At 67.7% G+C, this 18,882-nt stretch carries 1 protein-coding gene (cut by a window edge); it reads right to left on the bottom strand.

The features are described 5' to 3' along the window. Positions 1 to 18,882, bottom strand: partial view of a type I polyketide synthase gene (locus AB0E24_RS40740; RefSeq protein ID WP_359384701.1) — the 5' portion only. 14,946 nt of this gene lie to the left of the window's left edge; the window shows 18,882 of its 33,828 coding nt (coding positions 1–18,882); the start codon lies at positions 18,880 to 18,882; its stop codon lies beyond the left edge, outside the window.

Genomic DNA, 18,882 nt, shown 5'->3' with positions numbered 1-18,882 from the left:
CATTTTGATCACACCAGCCACACCCGCCGCAGCCTGCGTATGACCAATATTCGACTTCACGGAGCCCAGCCACAGCGGCCGATCCGCATCCCGACCCTGACCATACGTGGCCAACAACGCCTGCGCCTCGATCGGATCACCCAACCTGGTGCCCGTGCCATGCGCTTCGACCGCGTCGACATCCTGGGCGGCCAGCCCGGCGCTCGCCAGCGCCTGACGGATCACCCGCTGCTGCGACGGACCATTCGGCGCCGTCAAACCATTCGACGCGCCGTCTTGATTCACTGCGGAGCCGGAGACAACGGCCAGCACCGGATGCCCATTCCGCTCGGCATCCGACAGCCGCTCGACCAGCAGCATGCCGGCGCCCTCGGACCAGCCCGTCCCATCCGCACCGGCGGCGAAGGACTTGCAGCGGCCATCGGCGGCCAGACCGCGCTGACGCGAGAACTCCACGAAAGTGGCGGGTGTCGCCATCACCGTCACCCCGCCGGCCAGCGCGAGGGAGCACTCGCCCGATCGAAGGGCCCGCACCGCCCAGTGCAGCGCCACCAACGAGGACGAGCACGCAGTGTCCACCGTGACCGCCGGACCCTCGAGCCCGAACGTATAGGCCACCCGACCGGATACCACGCTGCTCGCATTGCCGGTCAGCAGGTATCCCTCGGAGCCTTCCGGGGCCTGCCCGTCCCCGCTGCCGTAGCCCTGCGTGGACGCGCCCACGAAGACGCCGGTCTGGCTGCCCTTGAGCGTCGAGGCCGGGATTCCAGCCCGCTCGAACGCCTCCCAGGCCGTCTCCAGCAACAGCCGCTGCTGCGGATCCATCGCGGTCGCCTCACGCGGCGAGATCCCGAAGAAGCCAGCGTCGAACTCGGCCGCGTCATGGAGGAAGCCACCCGAGCGGACGTACGACCGGCCCGAGCGAGTGGCGTCGGCGTCGTACACACCGGCCAGGTCCCACCCACGGTCGGAGGGGAAGGGCGATACGGCATCGTCACCGACGCTGACCAACCGCCACAGGGCTTCCGGAGAGTCCACACCGCCCGGGAAGCGGCAGCTCATCCCGACGATCACGATCGGATCGTCGTCCACCGCACTCGGCGTTTGCGGTATCTGTATTTCTTCGGCCAGCCCGAGCGCCGCCCCGCACACATGCTCGGCGAGCGCCGCCGGGGTCGGATAGTCGAAGATCACGGAGGCCGGGAATCGCAGCTGAGTCGCCGTACTGAGCCGGTCCCGCAATTCCACGGCGGTCAGCGAGTCGAAACCCAACTCCTGGAACGTTCGGTCGAGGCCGATCGCGGTCGGGCTCTGATGGCCCAACACCTCGGCAGCATGTGCCCGTACGAGCTCCGTGACCGTACGATCCCGGTCCTCGCGTGACAATCCGCGCAACTCAACAGCAAATGCACCGACCGTCGGCGTTAGTGGTTCGGACGTGTCGGGGATCAGTTCGCTCAGCAGTGGGCTCGGACGCAGCGCGGTAAACCGCGACCCGAACCGCTCCCAGTCCACATCCGCCACCACAAGCGCCGTCTCACCATCACACAACGCCCGCCCCAACGCCACAACCGCCGACCCCGGAGCCATCCCCGACACACCACGCTCAACCAAAAACTCCTCACCACCAACCGCCATACCACCGCCACCCCACATACCCCACGCCACCGACGTCGCCACCAACCCAACACCACGACGCCGCCACGCCAACCCATCCAAAAACGCATTCGCCGCCGCATACGCCGACTGACTCCCGCTCCCCCACACCCCCGCCACCGACGAAAACAACACAAAGGCATCCAGTTCGGTGTCCGCCAGGAGCGCGTCCAGGTTCGCCGCCCCGGCAACCTTCGACCGGACGCTCTCCTCGAACTCATCGGGTGTCAGGCTGTCCAAGGCGCCCCAGCTCGGCACCCCCGCGGCATGCACGACGACTCGGAGATCGGGGATGGTGGCCAGCAGGGTCGCGACCGCGTCCCGATCGGCGACATCACATGCGGCCACCGTCACCTGGACTCCGAGCTCCTCCAGCTCGGTCACCAGCTCGGTCGCACCAGGGGTCGCCATCCCCCGGCGGCTCGTCAGCACGATGTGCTCCACCCCGGTTCCCGACAACCAGCGCGCCACATGGCCGCCCAACGCACCCGTACCTCCGGTGATCAAGGCGGCTCCTCGACCACGCCACGCGGCGAACGTGTCCGTCCCTGGCGTCGCCCGGGCCAGCCGGGCACCCCACGCCCCGGCGGTACGGATTGCCACCTGATCCTCCCCGGTGTGCCCGGCGAGAACCCCGGCCAGCAACGCGCCCACAGGCGCATCCGCCTCCATGGGCAGGTCGATCAGCCCGCCCCAACGGTCTGGATGCTCCAACCCGATCACACGACCCAGACCCCAGACAGCCGACGCATACGGATCCACCACATCCCCGTCCACCACACAGACCGCACCCCGAGTGACACACCACAACGGCGCATCGCCCCCAACAGCCACAAGACCCCGCACCAGCGACACCGTCGCCTCAACCGACAACAACGACACCACACCCGCAACCGGACCCACACCCAGCTCATCGACCGTTACGACCTCGACATCGGCCCCGGCCGACCGCAACGCAGCGGCCACATCGGTACCGTCCGTACCCGGCTCGACCACCAACAGCCAGGTGCCGGTGAGGCCGGACTCCCCGGACACCGCCGGGATCGGCGTCCAGCCGAGTCGGTAACGCCACCCATCGATGACCGACTCTTCCTGGCGCGCCCTCCGCCACGACGCCAAGGCAGGCAACGCGGCACTCAGCGGCTGCTCAACATCGACCCCGAGCGCTTGGGCGTCCCCGCGCTCGACCACGTCCCAGAACGCCACGTCCACGGCGCTCGTGGTGGGCTGCACCGAGGACGGCTCCAGCCAGAACCGCTCACGCTGGAAGGCATACGTCGGCAAATCAACCCGCCGAGCACCCGGGAACACCCCGCCCCAGTCCACCTCAACACCCCGGACATACAACCCACCCAGAGCAGCCATGACGGACACGGGTTCCGGACGATCCCGGCGCAGGACCGGCACACCATCGCCATCGGCCAAGCCCGTCAGCGTGCCGTCAGGTCCCAGCTCCAGGAATGAACCAACACCCAGCTCGCGGAGCGTGGCCAGTCCATCGGCGAACCGGACGGTCTCCCGCACATGCCGCACCCAGTACTCCGGTGAGCACAACTCCTCACCCGCCACCACACCCGTCACATTCGACACCACGGGCACGCTCGGAGCGTGGAACTCGACACCGTCCAGGACCTCGCCGAACTCGGCGAGCATCCCGTCCATACGAGCCGAATGAAACGCATGACTCACCCGCAACCGCCGCGTCCGCACCCCACGCCCAACCAACACATCCACAACCGCCTGAACCGCACCCTCCTCACCAGACAGCACCACCGACTCGGGACCATTCACCGCCGCAACCGACACCCCATCGGTCAACAGCGCCCGCACCTCACCCTCCGACACGGCCACCGCAACCATCACCCCACCCGACGGCAACCCCTGCATCAAACGACCCCGAGCAACCACCACCCTCGCCGCATCCTCCAACGACCACACACCCGCCACATAAGCCGCGGCCAACTCACCAATCGAATGACCCAGCAGATAATCCGCCCGCACACCCCACGAAGCGATCAGCCGATACAGCGCCACCTCAAGCGCAAACAGTCCCGCCTGCGTATACGCCGTCTCCCCGATCAGCTCAGCATCATCACCCCACACCACCTCACCCACCGACCGATCCAGATACCGGTCCAGCTGAGCGCACACCTCATCCCACGCCGCAGCGAACACCGGATACACCTCATACAACCCACGCCCCATCCCCAACCGCTGCGACCCCTGACCCGCAAACAACACACCCAACCCACCACCGGCCGAAACACCCACCACCACCGAACCCAACCCACACAACAACTCATCACGATCCGCACCCACCACCACCGCACGATGCGACAACACAGACCGAGCGGCCACCAACGACCACCCCACATCCACCGGATCCAGATCCACATTCCGATCCACAAACTCCCGCAACCGCTCCACCTGCGCCCGCACCGCCACCTCACCCACACCCGACACCACCCACGGCACCGCAGGCAGTTCCGCGCGTTCAGCCTCAGGCTCCGTTACTTCAGGCGCCTGCTCCAGCACCACATGCGCGTTCGTCCCACTCACCCCGAACGCCGACACACCCGCCCGACGCGGCCGATCCACCTCCGGCCACACCACCTGCCCCGTCAGCAACTCCACCGCACCGGCAGACCAGTCCACATGCGGGGAGGGCTCATCCACGTGCAGCGTTCGCGGCAGCACCCCATGCCGCATCGCCATCACCATCTTGATCACACCAGCCACACCCGCCGCAGCCTGCGTATGACCAATATTCGACTTCACCGAACCCAACCACAGCGGCCGATCCCCATCCCGACCCTGACCATAAGTGGCCAACAACGCCTGCGCCTCGATCGGATCACCCAGCGCCGTACCCGTCCCATGCGCCTCCACCGCATCCACATCCACCGCCGACAACCCCGCACTCGCCAACGCCTGACGAATCACCCGCTGCTGCGACGGACCATTCGGCGCCGTCAAACCATTCGACGCACCATCCTGATTCACCGCCGAACCACACACCACCGCCAACACCCGGTGACCGTTCCGCTCAGCATCCGACAACCGCTCCACCACCAGCATCCCCACGCCCTCGGAGAAACCAGTGCCGTCAGCGGCCCCCGCGAACGCCTTGCACCGACCGTCGGCGGCCAGGCCGCGCTGGCGCGAGAACTCCACGAACAATCCCGGTGTCGCCATCACCGTGACACCGCCCGCAAGCGCCAGCGAACACTCACCCGACCGCAACGCCTGCACCGCCAGATGCAACGCCACCAACGACGACGAACACGCCGTATCCACGGTCAGCGCCGGGCCCTCGAGGCCCAGAACATAGGCGATCCGGCCGGACATCACCGACGCCGAATTACCCGTTCCCACATGGCCTTCGAACTCCTGCGGCTGGTCTCCGCCCAAAAGGCTGACGTAGTCCTGACCATTGGTGCCGGCGAACACTCCGGTCTCGCTGCCCCGCAGCGACCGAGGATCGATCCCCGCCCGTTCGAACGCCTCCCACGATGCCTCCAGCAGCAGCCGCTGCTGCGGATCCATCGCGACCGCTTCACGCGGCGAGATACCGAAGAAGTCGGCGTCGAACTCGGTCGCGTCATGGACGAAGCCGCCCGTCCGGGTGTACGAGGTCCCCGGGTGGCCAGGGTCGCTGTGAAAGAGACCGGCCAGGTCCCAGCCACGGTCCCCAGGGAACGCCGACATCGCGTCCCCGCCCTCGGCGAGGAAGTTCCACAGGTCCTCCGGCGAGCTCACCCCGCCGGGGAAGCGGCAGCTCATTCCTACGATCACGATCGGATCGTCGTCCACGAGGGAGCCGCTCGGCTCGGCGCGCAGGGACTCTCCGGCCGTTCCCAGCAGTTCCGACCGCGCGTACTCCGCGAGGGCGAGCGGGGTCGGGTAGTCGAATACGGCGGTCGCCGGGAGCCGCAAACCGGTTGCGGCACCCAGCCGGTTGCGGAATTCGACCGCCGTCACGGAGTCGAAGCCGAGCTCCTGGAAGACACGGTGGGACGGCACGGCTCCCGGGTCGGTGTGCCCGAGCACCACCGCGACATTGCGGCGTACCAAGTCGAGGAGGAGTCGTAGCTGTTCGGCCTCGTCGAGTCCGGCCAGGCGCCCCCTGAGTCCGGATCGGTCCAGGTCCGTCTCCTCGACGACCGCAGCGGCCCCAGCCTCGATGAGTCGCCGTACTTCCGGAAGGTCGGCCAGCAAGGGGCTGGGCCGCGTCGCGGTGAAGGCGGCATAGTGGCGTTCCCATGCGATGTCCGCAACCGTGACCACCGTGTCGCCCTGCTCGACAGCCGTACGCAGTGCGACCAGCGCCAGCTCCGGGGACAGTGCGGGAACACCATGCCGCCGGGCCACCTCGCCCGCTTCGCCCGCTCCCATCCCGCCACCGGCCCACAGGCCCCAGGCCACGGATGTCGCCACCAGGCCCTCGGCCTTACGGTGCTCGGCCAGCGCATCGAGGAACGCGTTGCCCGGTGCGTAATTGCCCTGCCCTGGTGTCCCGACCGTCCCGGACAAGGAGGAGAAGAGCACGAACGCGGACAGTTCCATGTCGCGGGTCAGCTCGTGCAGATGCATCGCGCCGTCGACCTTGACGCGCAGCGCCCGGTGCAGTTGCTCGGTGGTCAGGGAGTCAACCGTCGCGTCGTCCAGCAAAGCGGCTGTGTGCACAACAGCCGTCAGCGGGCCGACCTCGGCCACCAGCTCGGCCAGTTGGGCACGCTCGGCCACGTCGCACACGGCAACGGTCACCGTCGCTCCGGCCGCTTCCAGGTCCGCGACGAGCTCGGACGCCCCGGGCGCGGCCATGCCGCGCCGACTGGTCAGCACGAGGTGCTCCGCGCCCTGGTGTGCCAGCCACCGCGCGATATGGCCACCCAGCGCTCCGGTGCCTCCGGTGACCAGTACGGTCCCACTCGGCTGCCAGGACGGCAGGTCGGTCCGCAACGCGAGGGCATGGGCGAGCCTGCGCCCGAAGGCCCCCACCGCCCGGATCGCGACCTGGTCCTCGCCCGAAACGCCTGACAGGACCCTTGCCAGCCGTGCCCGTGACCTCGTGTTCGCCTCGGTCGGCAGGTCGATGAGCCCGCCCCAGCGCCGGGGCTGCTCAAGCGCGATCACTCGGCCGACGCCCCACACCAGTGCCTGCGCGGATGCGGGCGCGGGCGTGAGGAGGATGTCAGCGGGCCCGGTGGATACGGCGGATTGGGTCAGACTCCACAGCGGTGCCTCCACACATGCGTCGTCCAACGCCTGAGTCAGCAGCACCGTCATCGCGAAACCGATGGGCACGGAGGCGAAGTCCGGGTGCGGCCGCTGGTCCAGGGCGGCCAGCGACACCACGCCGCTGATGCTCGCCGGGCCCGTCGTGCCGCTTGGGCTGCTTGTGCTGGTCCTGCTGCTCGTATCGGTCATGCTCGTCAGCCGGTCGGCCAACACGGCACGATCCAGGTGCCGCTCGTCCACCAGGCACACCACTGGCTCGGCCCCGTGTTCAGCGAGCATCTCAGTTACGCCGGAGACCCACTCATGGTCGGCGTCAGCCTGGGAAACCACCACGAGCCAAACGCCCGACAACGTCACGGGCCGGTCGTCGACAAGCGGCTTCCAGTTGACCTGGTACCGAATGGCTTCCAGCGCGGACCGCTCGTGCCGCCGGCGGCGCCAGGCAGACAAGGCGGGTAGCAGGTCACCCAGCGACTCGCCGTCGACCTGCAAGGTGGCCGCCAGCGATGCGGTGTCTTCGCGCTCGACGGCCGCCCAGAAGTCGCCGTCCGCGGTGGTGGCATCAGTGTCCCGGACCACGCCTGGGGCGGTGGGCTCGACCCAGAAGCGCTCCCGCTGGAAGGGGTAGGTCGGCAAGTCGACATGCCGGGCGCCGGTCCCTTCGAACGCCTGCCGCCAGTCCGTCGCCACCCCTCGTACGAACAGCTCGGCCAGCGCGGTGAGGAAGCGCGCCGGACCGCCGTCGTCGCGGCGTAGCGATCCGGTGACGAGGATGTCGGTGTGGGTGGTGTCGGTGGCGTCGGCGGTGTCCTGGATGCCGATGGTCAGCACCGGATGCGGACTGGCCTCGACAAACACCGTATGACCAAGCTCCAGCAGCCCTTCGACCGCGGACCGGAACTCCACCGTCTCACGCAAATTCCGATACCAGTACTCCCCATCCAACTCGACGGTGTCCATCAGCCGCCCCGTCACCGTCGAATAGAACGGCACCTCACCCGTACGCGGCCGGACCGACGCCAACGCCTCCGCCAGCTCCCGCTGGATCTCCTCCACCTGCACCGAATGCGAGGCATAGTCCACAGGGATCCGCTTGGCCTCCGGGAACTCCTCCAACACCGCATCCAGCACCTCAACCGGCCCCGACACCACCGTCGACACCGGACCATTCACCGCCGCCACCGACAGTCCGGGGCGGTCGCGGAGCCGGTCGGCGGACACCGGAACGGACACCATGCCACCCCGGCCCGACAGAGCCAGCAACACCCTGCTCCGCAACGCCACCACCCGGGCACCGTCCTCCAACGACAACGCACCCGCCACACACGCCGCCGCAATCTCACCCTGCGAATGCCCCACCACCACCGACGGCACCACACCAAACGAACGCCACAACTCCGCCAACGACACCATCACCGCCCACAACACCGGCTGCACCACATCCACCCGCTCCAACGCCACCTCATCACCCAACACATCGAACAACGACCACTCGACAAACGGGCCCAACGCCTCCGCACACTCACCCAACCGCCCCGCAAACACCGAAGACGACTCCACCAACTCCAACGCCATCCCCACCCACTGCGACCCCTGACCCGGGAAGACAAACACCACCCCGGAATGCGTGCGAGCCTCACCGATCGTGCCGCTGCCACCGGCCACGGCCTCCAGCTCACGAACGAGTTCATCGCGGTCCCCGCCCACCACCACCGCACGGTGGGACAGGGCCGCGCGGGTCGAGACCAGCGACCAACCGACATCCACCGGACGCAGATCAGCATCGGCGCTTATGAAGGACCGAAGCCGGAGGGCATGCGCCCGCAGCCCCGCTTCGCTCCCTGCCGAGAGCACCCACGGAACAGCTGACGGTTCGGGCGTTCGCGCCGTCTCGGTTTCCTCGACTTCGGCTACCGCAGATGCCTGTTCGAGGATCACATGCGCGTTGGTGCCACTCACGCCGAAGGAGGAGACTCCGGCGCGTCGCGGCGCTCCCGTCTCAGGCCAGGGGGACGGTTCGGCGAGCAGTGCGATCCGTCCGGCTGCCCAGTCCACATGAGGAGTGGGCTCGTCGATGTGCAGACTCTGCGGCAGCACACCATGGCCCATAGCCATAACCATCTTGATCACACCGGCGACACCGGCAGCGGCCTGAGTGTGACCGATGTTGGACTTGATCGACCCCAACCACAGCGGGCGATCCGCATCCCGGTCCTGGCCATAAGTGGCCAGCAGAGCCTGCGCCTCAATCGGATCACCCAGCGTCGTACCCGTACCGTGTGCCTCCACCGCGTCGATGTCCCGGGCGGCGAGCCCGGCGTTCGCCAGCGCCTGCCGGATCACCCGCTGCTGCGAGGGACCGTTCGGCGCCGTCAGCCCATTCGAGGCACCGTCCTGGTTGACGGCGGAGCCACGCATCACCGCCAGCACCCGGTGGCCGTTCCGTTCGGCGTCGGACAGCCGCTCCAACAGGAGAATGCCCACGCCTTCGCCCCAGCCGGTGCCGTTCGCGCCCGCCGCGAACGCCTTGCACCGGCCATCAGCGGCCAACGCGCCTTGCCGGGAGAACTCGGCGAAGGCGGTGGGCGTGGCCATCACCGTGGCGCCGCCCGCAAGGGCCATACGGCATTCGCCCGAGCGCAGCGCCTGCGCGGCCAGGTGCATGGCCACCAACGACGACGAACACGCGGTGTCCACGGTGATGGCCGGGCCCTCGAGCCCGAAGGTGTAGGACAGTCGGCCGGAGGCCACGCTCGCCGCGCTGCCGGTGGCCAGATGGCCGTCCGCACGCTGTGGCGCGTTACCGACGAGGGCGGCGTAATCCTGGCCGTTGGTGCCGACGAACACCCCGGTGGGGCTGCCCCGCAACGCGTCCGCGGCGATCCCGGCCCGCTCGAAGACCTCCCACGAAGCCTCCAACAGCAGCCGCTGCTGCGGATCCATCGCGATCGCCTCACGCGGCGAGATCCCGAAGAACGCGGGGTCGAACTCGGCCGCCGTGTAGAGGAAGCCACCCGCCCGGACCGACGCGTCATCGGCCCCTCCGGCCAGGTCCCAGCCGCGGTCCTGTGGGAAGGCGGAAATGGCATCCGTCCCCGACTCCAGGAGCCGCCAGAGCTCTTCGGGCGAGTCGACACCACCAGGGAATCGGCAGCTCATGCCGATGATCGCAATCGGGTCGTCAGCCACCGGGGTCGTGGCGACCGTCGTCGAGAAGGCTGCCGATCCTGCCCCGAGCAGTTGCTCCCGCAGGTGGCCGGCGAGAAGTTCCGGCGTGGGGTAGTCGAAAACGACCGAGGTGGGTGTCTGCACTCCGGTGGCCGCCATGAGCCGATTGCGGAGTTCGACCGCGGTCAGGGAGTCGAAACCGGTTGACTGGAATGTCGCTGCGGTATCGATCGCCGCCGGGGTGGCATGTCCCAGAACGATGGCCACCTGGCCACGTACGAGTTCAAGGACGGTTCGCTCCCGCTCGGCCGGGGGGAGGGACCGTAGCCGGTCGGCGAACTCGCCCACCGCGGGCGTGGAACGAGCGGCGCCACCCAGCAACTCGCCAAGCAGCGGACTGGGCCGCACCGCGCCGAACCGCGAGCCGAACTGCTCCCAGTCGATGTCCGCGATCATCAGTGCGGTCTCATCGTCGTCCAACGCTCGCTGAAGGGCAGCCAGCGCCAGCCGTGGTGCCATGGTCCGTGTGTGCCCGGCCCCCATGCCACTGTCGGCCCAGGCACCCCACGCCACCGACGTGGCCACCAACCCCTGCGCCCGCCGCCGCCAAGCCAACCCATCCAGAGCAGCATTAGCCGCCGCATAACTCCCCTGACCCGCACTACCCACAGTCCCCGCAGCCGAAGAAAACAACACAAAAGCATCCAGATCCCGACCCCGGGTCAACTCATCCAAATACAACGCACCCTCAACCTTGACCCGCCACACCTCACCAACCCGCCCAGCCGAAAACGACTCCAACACACCGTCATCCAGCACACCCGCCGCATGCACCACCACCCGCAAATCCACAATCCCCTCCAACAACCCCACCACCTGATCCCGATCCCCCACATCACACCCCACCACCCGAACCACAGCACCCAACCCCTCCAACTCCGCCACCAACCCCAACACACCAGGCGCAGCCAACCCCCGACGACTCACCAGCACAATGTTCTCCACACCCGCACCCGCCAGCCAACGCGCCACATGACCACCCAACGCACCCGTACCACCCGTCACCAACGCCGACCCCCCACCCCGCCACACAACCGACCCAGCCGACCCCGAACCCACCACCCGAACCAACCGGGCACCCCACGCCCCACCACCACGAACCGCAACCTGATCCTCCCCCGTACCCCCACCCAACACCCGACACAACCACACCCCAGCCTCCTCATCCACAACCCCCGGAAGATCAACCAGACCACCCCAACGATCCGGATACTCCAGCCCAATCACCCGCCCAAGACCCCACACCCCCGACTGAACCGGATCCACCACATCCTCATCCACCACCGACACCGCACCCCGAGTCACACACCACAACGGCGCATCGATCCCGGCCGTCCCCAGTGCCTGCACCAGTGACACCGTCGCCTCGACCGGCAACAACGACACCACACCCGCAGCCGCGACCTCGCCCAGTTCCGCCGTCGTCACAGCCCGCGCATCGGCCCCCGCGGCCCGCAACACGGCAGCCACCTCGTCTCCGGTGTCGCCTACCACCAGCCACGTACCGCGCAGAGTCGGCAGCTCAGAAACGGCCCCGATCGGGGACCAGTCGAGGCGGTACCGCCAGGACTCGACCAGTGACCTCTCCTGGTGACGGCGGCGCCAGGACGAAAGGGCGGGCAGTGCGGTACTGAGCGGCTGCTCGGTGTCGATACCGAACGATCCGAGGTCCCCGCGTTCGACCGCAGCCCAGAACGCCGCGTCGACCGCGCTCGTCGTGGGCTCATCAGCGGCCGGTTCCAACCAGAACCGCTCACGCTGGAAGGCATACGTCGGCAAATCAACCCGCCGAGCACCCGGGAACACCGCGTCCCAGTCCACCTCCACGCCCCGGACATACAACCCACCCAGAGCAGCCATGACGGACAGAGGCTCCGGACGATCCCGGCGCAGGACCGGCAGCCCATCGCCATCGGTCAGTGCCGCCAACGTGCCATCGGGGCCCAGCTCCAGGAATGAACCAACACCCAGCTCGCGGAGGGTGTCCAGCCCATCGGCGAACCGGACCGTCTCCCGCACATGACGCACCCAGTACTCCGGCGAGCACAACTCCTCACCCGCCACCACACCCGTCACATTCGACACCACCGGCAGGCTCGGAGCGTGGAACTCGACACCGTCCAGGACCTCGCCGAACTCCGCGAGCATCCCGTCCATACGAGCCGAATGAAACGCATGACTCACCCGCAACCGCCGCGTCCGCACCCCACGCCCAACCAACACATCCACAACCGCCTGAACCGCACCCTCATCGCCCGAGATCACCACCGACTCGGGACCATTCACCGCCGCAACCGCCACCCCATCGGTCAGCAACCCCCGCACCTCACCCTCCGACGCCGCCACCGCAACCATCGCCCCGCCCGGCGGCAGCGCCTGCATCAGACGACCCCGAGCAGCCACCACCTTGGCCGCATCCTCCAACGACCACACACCCGCCACATAAGCCGCAGCCAACTCACCAATCGAATGGCCCAGCAGGTAATCCGCCCGCACACCCCACGAGGACACCAACGCGAACAGCGACACCTCAAGCGCAAACAACCCCGCCTGCGTATACGCCGTCTCCCCGATCAACTCAGCATCATCACCCCACACCACCTCACCCACCGACCGATCCACATACCGGTCCAGCTGAGCGCACACCTCATCCCACGCCACAGCGAACACCGGATACGCCTCATACAACCCACGCCCCATCCCCAACCGCTGCGACCCCTGACCCGCAAACAACACACCCAACCCACCACCAGCCGAAACACCCACCACCACCGAACCCAACCCACCCAACAACTCATCACGATCCCCACCCACCACCACCGCACGATGCGACAACACAGACCGAGCGGCCACCAAAGACCACCCCACATCCACCGGATCCAGATCCGCATTCCGGTCCACAAACTCCCGCAACCGCTCCACCTGCGCCCGCACCGCCACCTCACCCACACCCGACACCACCCACGGCACCGCAGGCAGCGCAACACCCTCGCCCCGAGACCCCTCCACCGTCTCAGGCGCCTGCTCCAACACCACATGCGCGTTCGTCCCGCTCACCCCGAACGACGACACGCCCGCCCGACGCGGCCGATTCATCTCCGGCCAAGCAGCCCTTCCCCTCAACAACTCGACCGCTCCGGACGACCAGTCCACGTGCGGGGAGGGCTCATCCACATGCAGCGTTCGCGGCAACACCCCATGCCGCATCGCCATCACCATCTTGATCACACCAGCCACACCCGCCGCAGCCTGCGTATGACCAATATTCGACTTCACCGAACCCAACCACAGCGGCCGATCCACATCCCGACCCTGCCCATAGGTGGCCAACAACGCCTGTGCCTCGATCGGATCACCCAGCGCCGTGCCCGTACCATGCGCCTCCACCGCATCCACGTCCACCGCCGACAACCCCGCGTTCGCCAGCGCCTGACGAATCACCCGCTGCTGCGACGGACCATTCGGCGCCGTCAAACCATTCGACGCACCGTCTTGATTCACTGCGGAGCCGGAGACAACGGCCAGCACCGGATGCCCATTCCGCTCAGCATCCGACAACCGCTCCACCAACAGCAGCCCCACACCCTCCGACCAACCCGTCCCATCCGCACCAGCGGCAAAGGACTTGCACCGGCCATCAGCGGCCAGCCCACGCTGACGCGAGAACTCCACGAAAGCAGTGGGTGTCGCCATCACCGTGACACCGCCCGCGAGCGCCAGCGAGCACTCACCCGACCGCAACGCCTGCACCGCCAGATGCAACGCCACCAACGACGACGAACACGCCGTATCCACCGTCACCGCCGGACCCTCAAGCCCCAGCGTGTACGACACCCGACCCGAAATGACGCTGCCCGAACTACCGGTGAGGAAATAGCCTTCCGACGCTTCGGCGGCGCCATAGCCCTGCGGGGAGGCTCCGACGAACACTCCTGTCCGGCTGCCCCTGACCGACGCGGCCGGGATACCGGCCCGCTCGAACGCCTCCCACGCCGCGTGCAGCAGCAGCCGCTGCTGCGGATCCATCGCCAGCGCCTCACGCGGCGAGATCCCGAAGAACCCGGCGTCGAACTCGCCCGCGCCGTGGACGAACCCGCCGACACGCGCATACGACGTCCCCGGCTCCCCCGCAGCCGTGTCGTAGAGGCTGGTCAGGTCCCATCCACGGTCCGTCGGGAAGGCCGTTATGGCATCGCCGTCGGAGTCGATCAGCCGCCACAGGTCCTCGGGAGACTCGACATTCCCGGGGAAGCGGCAACTCATGCCGACGATGACGATGGGATCACCGTCGTCCGGTGCGGCCACCTGTATCGGCGGCACACTGTCCTGCGGCGAACCGAGCAATTCCACGCTCAGATACTCGGCGAGGGCCGCAGGGGTCGGATAGTCGAAGATCATCGTGGCCGGCGGTCGGATACCGGTGGCCGTGGCGATCCGGTTGCGCAACTCCACGGCGGTCAGCGAGTCGAACCCGATCTCCTGGAACGTCCTGCCGGGGTCGATGGCCTCCGGCCCCTGGTGCCCCAGCACCGCCGCGGCCGAAACGCGCACCAGCTCGACGGCCGCGCGCATGCGGTCGCCCTCGGACATGGTCTGGAGACGGGCCGCGAATTCGCCCAGCGGAGCCCCCGAGTCGGCGGCGTCGGGGATCAGTTCGCTCAGCAGAGGGCTCGGACGCAGCGCGGTGAACCTCGCCCCGAACCGCTCCCAGTCCACATCCGCCACCACAAGCGCCGTCTCACCATCACACAACGCCCGCCCCAACGCCACAACCGCCAACCCCGCAGCCATCCCCGACACACCACGCTCAACCAAAAACTCCTCACCACCAACCGCCATACCACCGCCACCCCACATACCCCACGCCACCGACGTCGCCACCAACCCAACGCCACGACGCCGCCACGCCAACCCATCCAAAAACGCATTCGCCGCCGCATATGCCGACTGATTCCCGCTCCCCCACACCCCCGCCACCGACGAAAACAGCACAAAAGCATCCAAGGACATATCGCGCGTCAGCTCATCCAGGTGGATGGCTCCCGCGACCTTGGCCCGCATTCCATCCTGAAGGTCCTGCGCGGTTAGGGCGCTCAACGGGCCCCAGCTCGGTACTCCCGCGGCATGCACAACCACGCGAAGATCCGGAATGGTCTCGATCAGCTCCGCAACCGCGTTCCGATCGGCCACATCACACGCCACGACGCGGGTCGATACACCCGTGGCCGACAGTTCGGCGACCAGTTCCCGTGCTCCAGGAGCGTCCACGCCTCGCCGGCTCGTCAACACGATCTCTTCAACGCCGGTATCCGCGAGCCATCGGGCGACATGGCTCCCCAGGGCACCCGTTCCACCAGTGATCAGCGCGGTCCCCGACGCTTCCCAGGCAGTGGACGGCCCCGGGCCCGACGTCGTCGCCCGGCTCAGACGACAGCCCAACACCTCGTTGCCACGGATCGCTGTGTGGTCCTCGCCTGTGGCGCCCGAAAGCACCGAGCACAACAGATCCGAGGTTCGCTCATCCCATGCGGTGGGCAGATCGATCAGCCCGCCCCAACGGTCCGGATACTCCAACCCGATCACACGACCCAGACCCCAGACAGCCGACGCATACGGATCCACCACATCCCCGTCCACCACACAGACCGCACCCCGAGTGACACACCACAACGGCGCATCGCCCCCAACAGCCACAAGACCCCGCACCAACGACACCGTCGCCTCAACCGACAACAACGACACCACACCCGCAACCGGACCCACACCCAGCTCATCGACCGTTACGACACGCACCTCGGCACCAGCGCCTCGCAGCGCGGCGACAACGTCCGTCTCCTCCTCATCCGGCTCGACCACCACCAACCACAGGCCGGAGAGCTGCGAAGGAGGACCCACGACCGGGGCCCAGGTCAGCCGATACCGCCATGCGTCGATGACCGACTCTTCCTGACGCGCTCGCCGCCACGACGCCAAGGCAGGCAATGCGGCACTCAACGGCTGCTCAGCATCAACCCCAAGAATCTCCGCATCGCCACGCTCGACCGCGTCCCAAAACACCGCGTCCACGGCGCTCGTCGCGGGCTGCACCGGGGACGACTCCAGCCAGAACCGCTCACGCTGGAAGGCATACGTCGGCAAATCAACCCGCCGAGCACCCGGGAACACCGCGCCCCAGTCCACCTCTACACCCCGGACGTACAGCCCGCCCAAAGCCGCCATAACCGCAGTCGGTTCGGGACGACCCGACTGCGACACCGACACACCATCGCCGTCGGCCAGCGCGGTCAACGTCCCGTCCGGCCCCAGCTCCAGGAACGAACCAACGCCCAGCCCACGCAACGTCGCCAGCCCATCAGCGAACCGGACGGTCTCCCGCACATGCCGCACCCAGTACTCCGGTGAGCACAGCTCCTCACCCGCCACCACACCCGTCACATTCGACACCACGGGCACGCTCGGAGCGTGGAACTCGACGCCGTCCAGGACCTCGCCGAACTCCGCGAGCATCCCGTCCATACGAGCCGAATGAAACGCATGACTCACCCGCAACCGCCGCGCCCGCACCCCCCGCCCAACCAACACATCCACAACCGCCCGAACCGCACCCTCATCACCCGAGATCACCACCGACTCGGGACCATTCACCGCCGCAACCGACACCCCATCGGTCAACAGCGCCCGCACCTCACCCTCCGAGACGGCCACCGCAACCATCACCCCACCCGACGGCAACCCCTGCATCAAACGACCCCGAGCAGCCACCACCCTCGCCGCATCCTCCAACGACCACACACCCGCCACATAAGCCGCAGCCAACTCACCAATCGAATGACCCAGCAGATAATCCGCCCGCACACCCCACGAAGCAATCAGCCGATACAGCGACACCTCAAGCGCAAACAACCCCGCCTGCGCATACGCCGTCTCCCCAATCAGCTCAACATCATCACCCCACACCACCTCACCCACCGACCGATCCACATACCGGTCCAGCTCCCCACACACCTCATCCCACGCCGCAGCGAACACCGGATACACCTCATACAACCCACGCCCCATCCCCAACCGCTGCGACCCCTGACCAGCAAACAACACACCCAACCCACCACCAGCCGAAACACCCACCACCACCGAACCCAACCCACCCAACAACTCATCACGATCCGCACCCACCACCACCGCACGATGCGACAACCCGGCACGCGCACTCGCCAACGACCACCCCACATCCACCGGATCCAACCCAGGATCACCCACCACAAACTCCCGCAACCGCTCCGCCTGAGCCCGCACCGCCGCCTCACCCGAACCCGACACCACCCACGGCACCGCAGGCAACGCAACACCCTCGTCCCGAGACCCCTCCACCACCTCGGGCGCCTGCTCCAACACCACATGGGCATTCGTCCCACTCACCCCGAACGCCGACACACCCGCCCGGCGAGGCCGATCCACATCCGGCCACACCACCTGCCCCAACAACAACTCCACCGCACCGGCAGACCAATCCACATGCGGCGAAGGCTCATCCACATGCAGCGTCCGCGGCAGCACCCCATGCCGCATCGCCATCACCATCTTGATCACACCAGCCACACCCGCCGCAGCCTGCGTATGTCCAATATTCGACTTCACCGAACCCAACCACAACGGCCGGTCCCCATCCCGATCCTGACCATAGGTGGCCAGCAGAGCCTGCGCCTCGATCGGATCGCCCAGGGCCGTACCCGTACCGTGCGCCTCCACCGCATCCACATCCACCGCCGACAACCGCGCATTCGCCAACGCCTGACGAATCACCCGCTGCTGCGACGGACCATTCGGCGCCGTCAAACCATTCGACGCACCATCCTGATTCACCGCGCTGCCACGCACCACCGCCAACACCCGGTGGCCGTTCCGCTCAGCATCGGACAACCGCTCCACCACCAGCATGCCGACGCCCTCGCCCCAGCCGGTGCCGTCCGCGCCCGCCGCGAACGCCTTGCACCGGCCGTCGGCGGCCAGGCCGCGCTGCCGGGAGAACTGGACAAAGGTGCCGGGTGTCGCCATCACCGTGACACCGCCCGCAAGCGCCAGCGAACACTCACCCGACCGCAACGCCTGCACCGCCAGATGCAACGCCACCAACGACGACGAACACGCCGTATCCACCGTGACCGCCGGACCCTCAAGCCCCAGCGTGTACGACACACGGCCGGAGGCGACACTCGCCGCGCTTCCGATGCCGACGTATCCCTCGAGCTCGTCCGGAACCTCCGGCAGCCGCGAGACATAGTCGGAAGACATCAGTCCTGCGAACACACCGGTCCGGCTGCCCTTCAGGGAGTCGGTCGGGATACCCGCCCGCTCCAGGGCCTCCCACGACGCCTCCAGCAGCAGCCGCTGCTGCGGATCCATCGCCAGCGCCTCACGCGGCGAGATCCCGAAGAGGCCGGCGTCGAAGTGGCCGGCATCGGGGATGAACGCGCCCTCGCGGGCGTACGACCGGCCCGCGCGATCCGGGTCGGGGTCGTACAGGCCGTCCAGGTCCCAGCCTCGGTCGGTGGGGAAGCCGGAGACCGCGTCCACCGCCGACTCCGTCAGCCGCCACAGGTCTTCCGGCGAGCTCACCCCGCCCGGGAAACGGCAGCTCATACCGACGATCGCGATCGGCTCGCGACTCTTGGCCTCGACGTCCTGGAGGCGCTGACGCGTCTGGCGCAGATCGGCGGTGAGCTTCTTGAGGTACTCGAGTACCTTTTCGTCGTTTGACAT

Origin of the sequence: Streptomyces malaysiensis subsp. malaysiensis (assembly GCF_040653035.1) — a bacterium.
Lineage (GTDB): Bacteria > Actinomycetota > Actinomycetes > Streptomycetales > Streptomycetaceae > Streptomyces > Streptomyces malaysiensis.
This window is presented reverse-complemented; position numbering and strand designations above follow the sequence as displayed.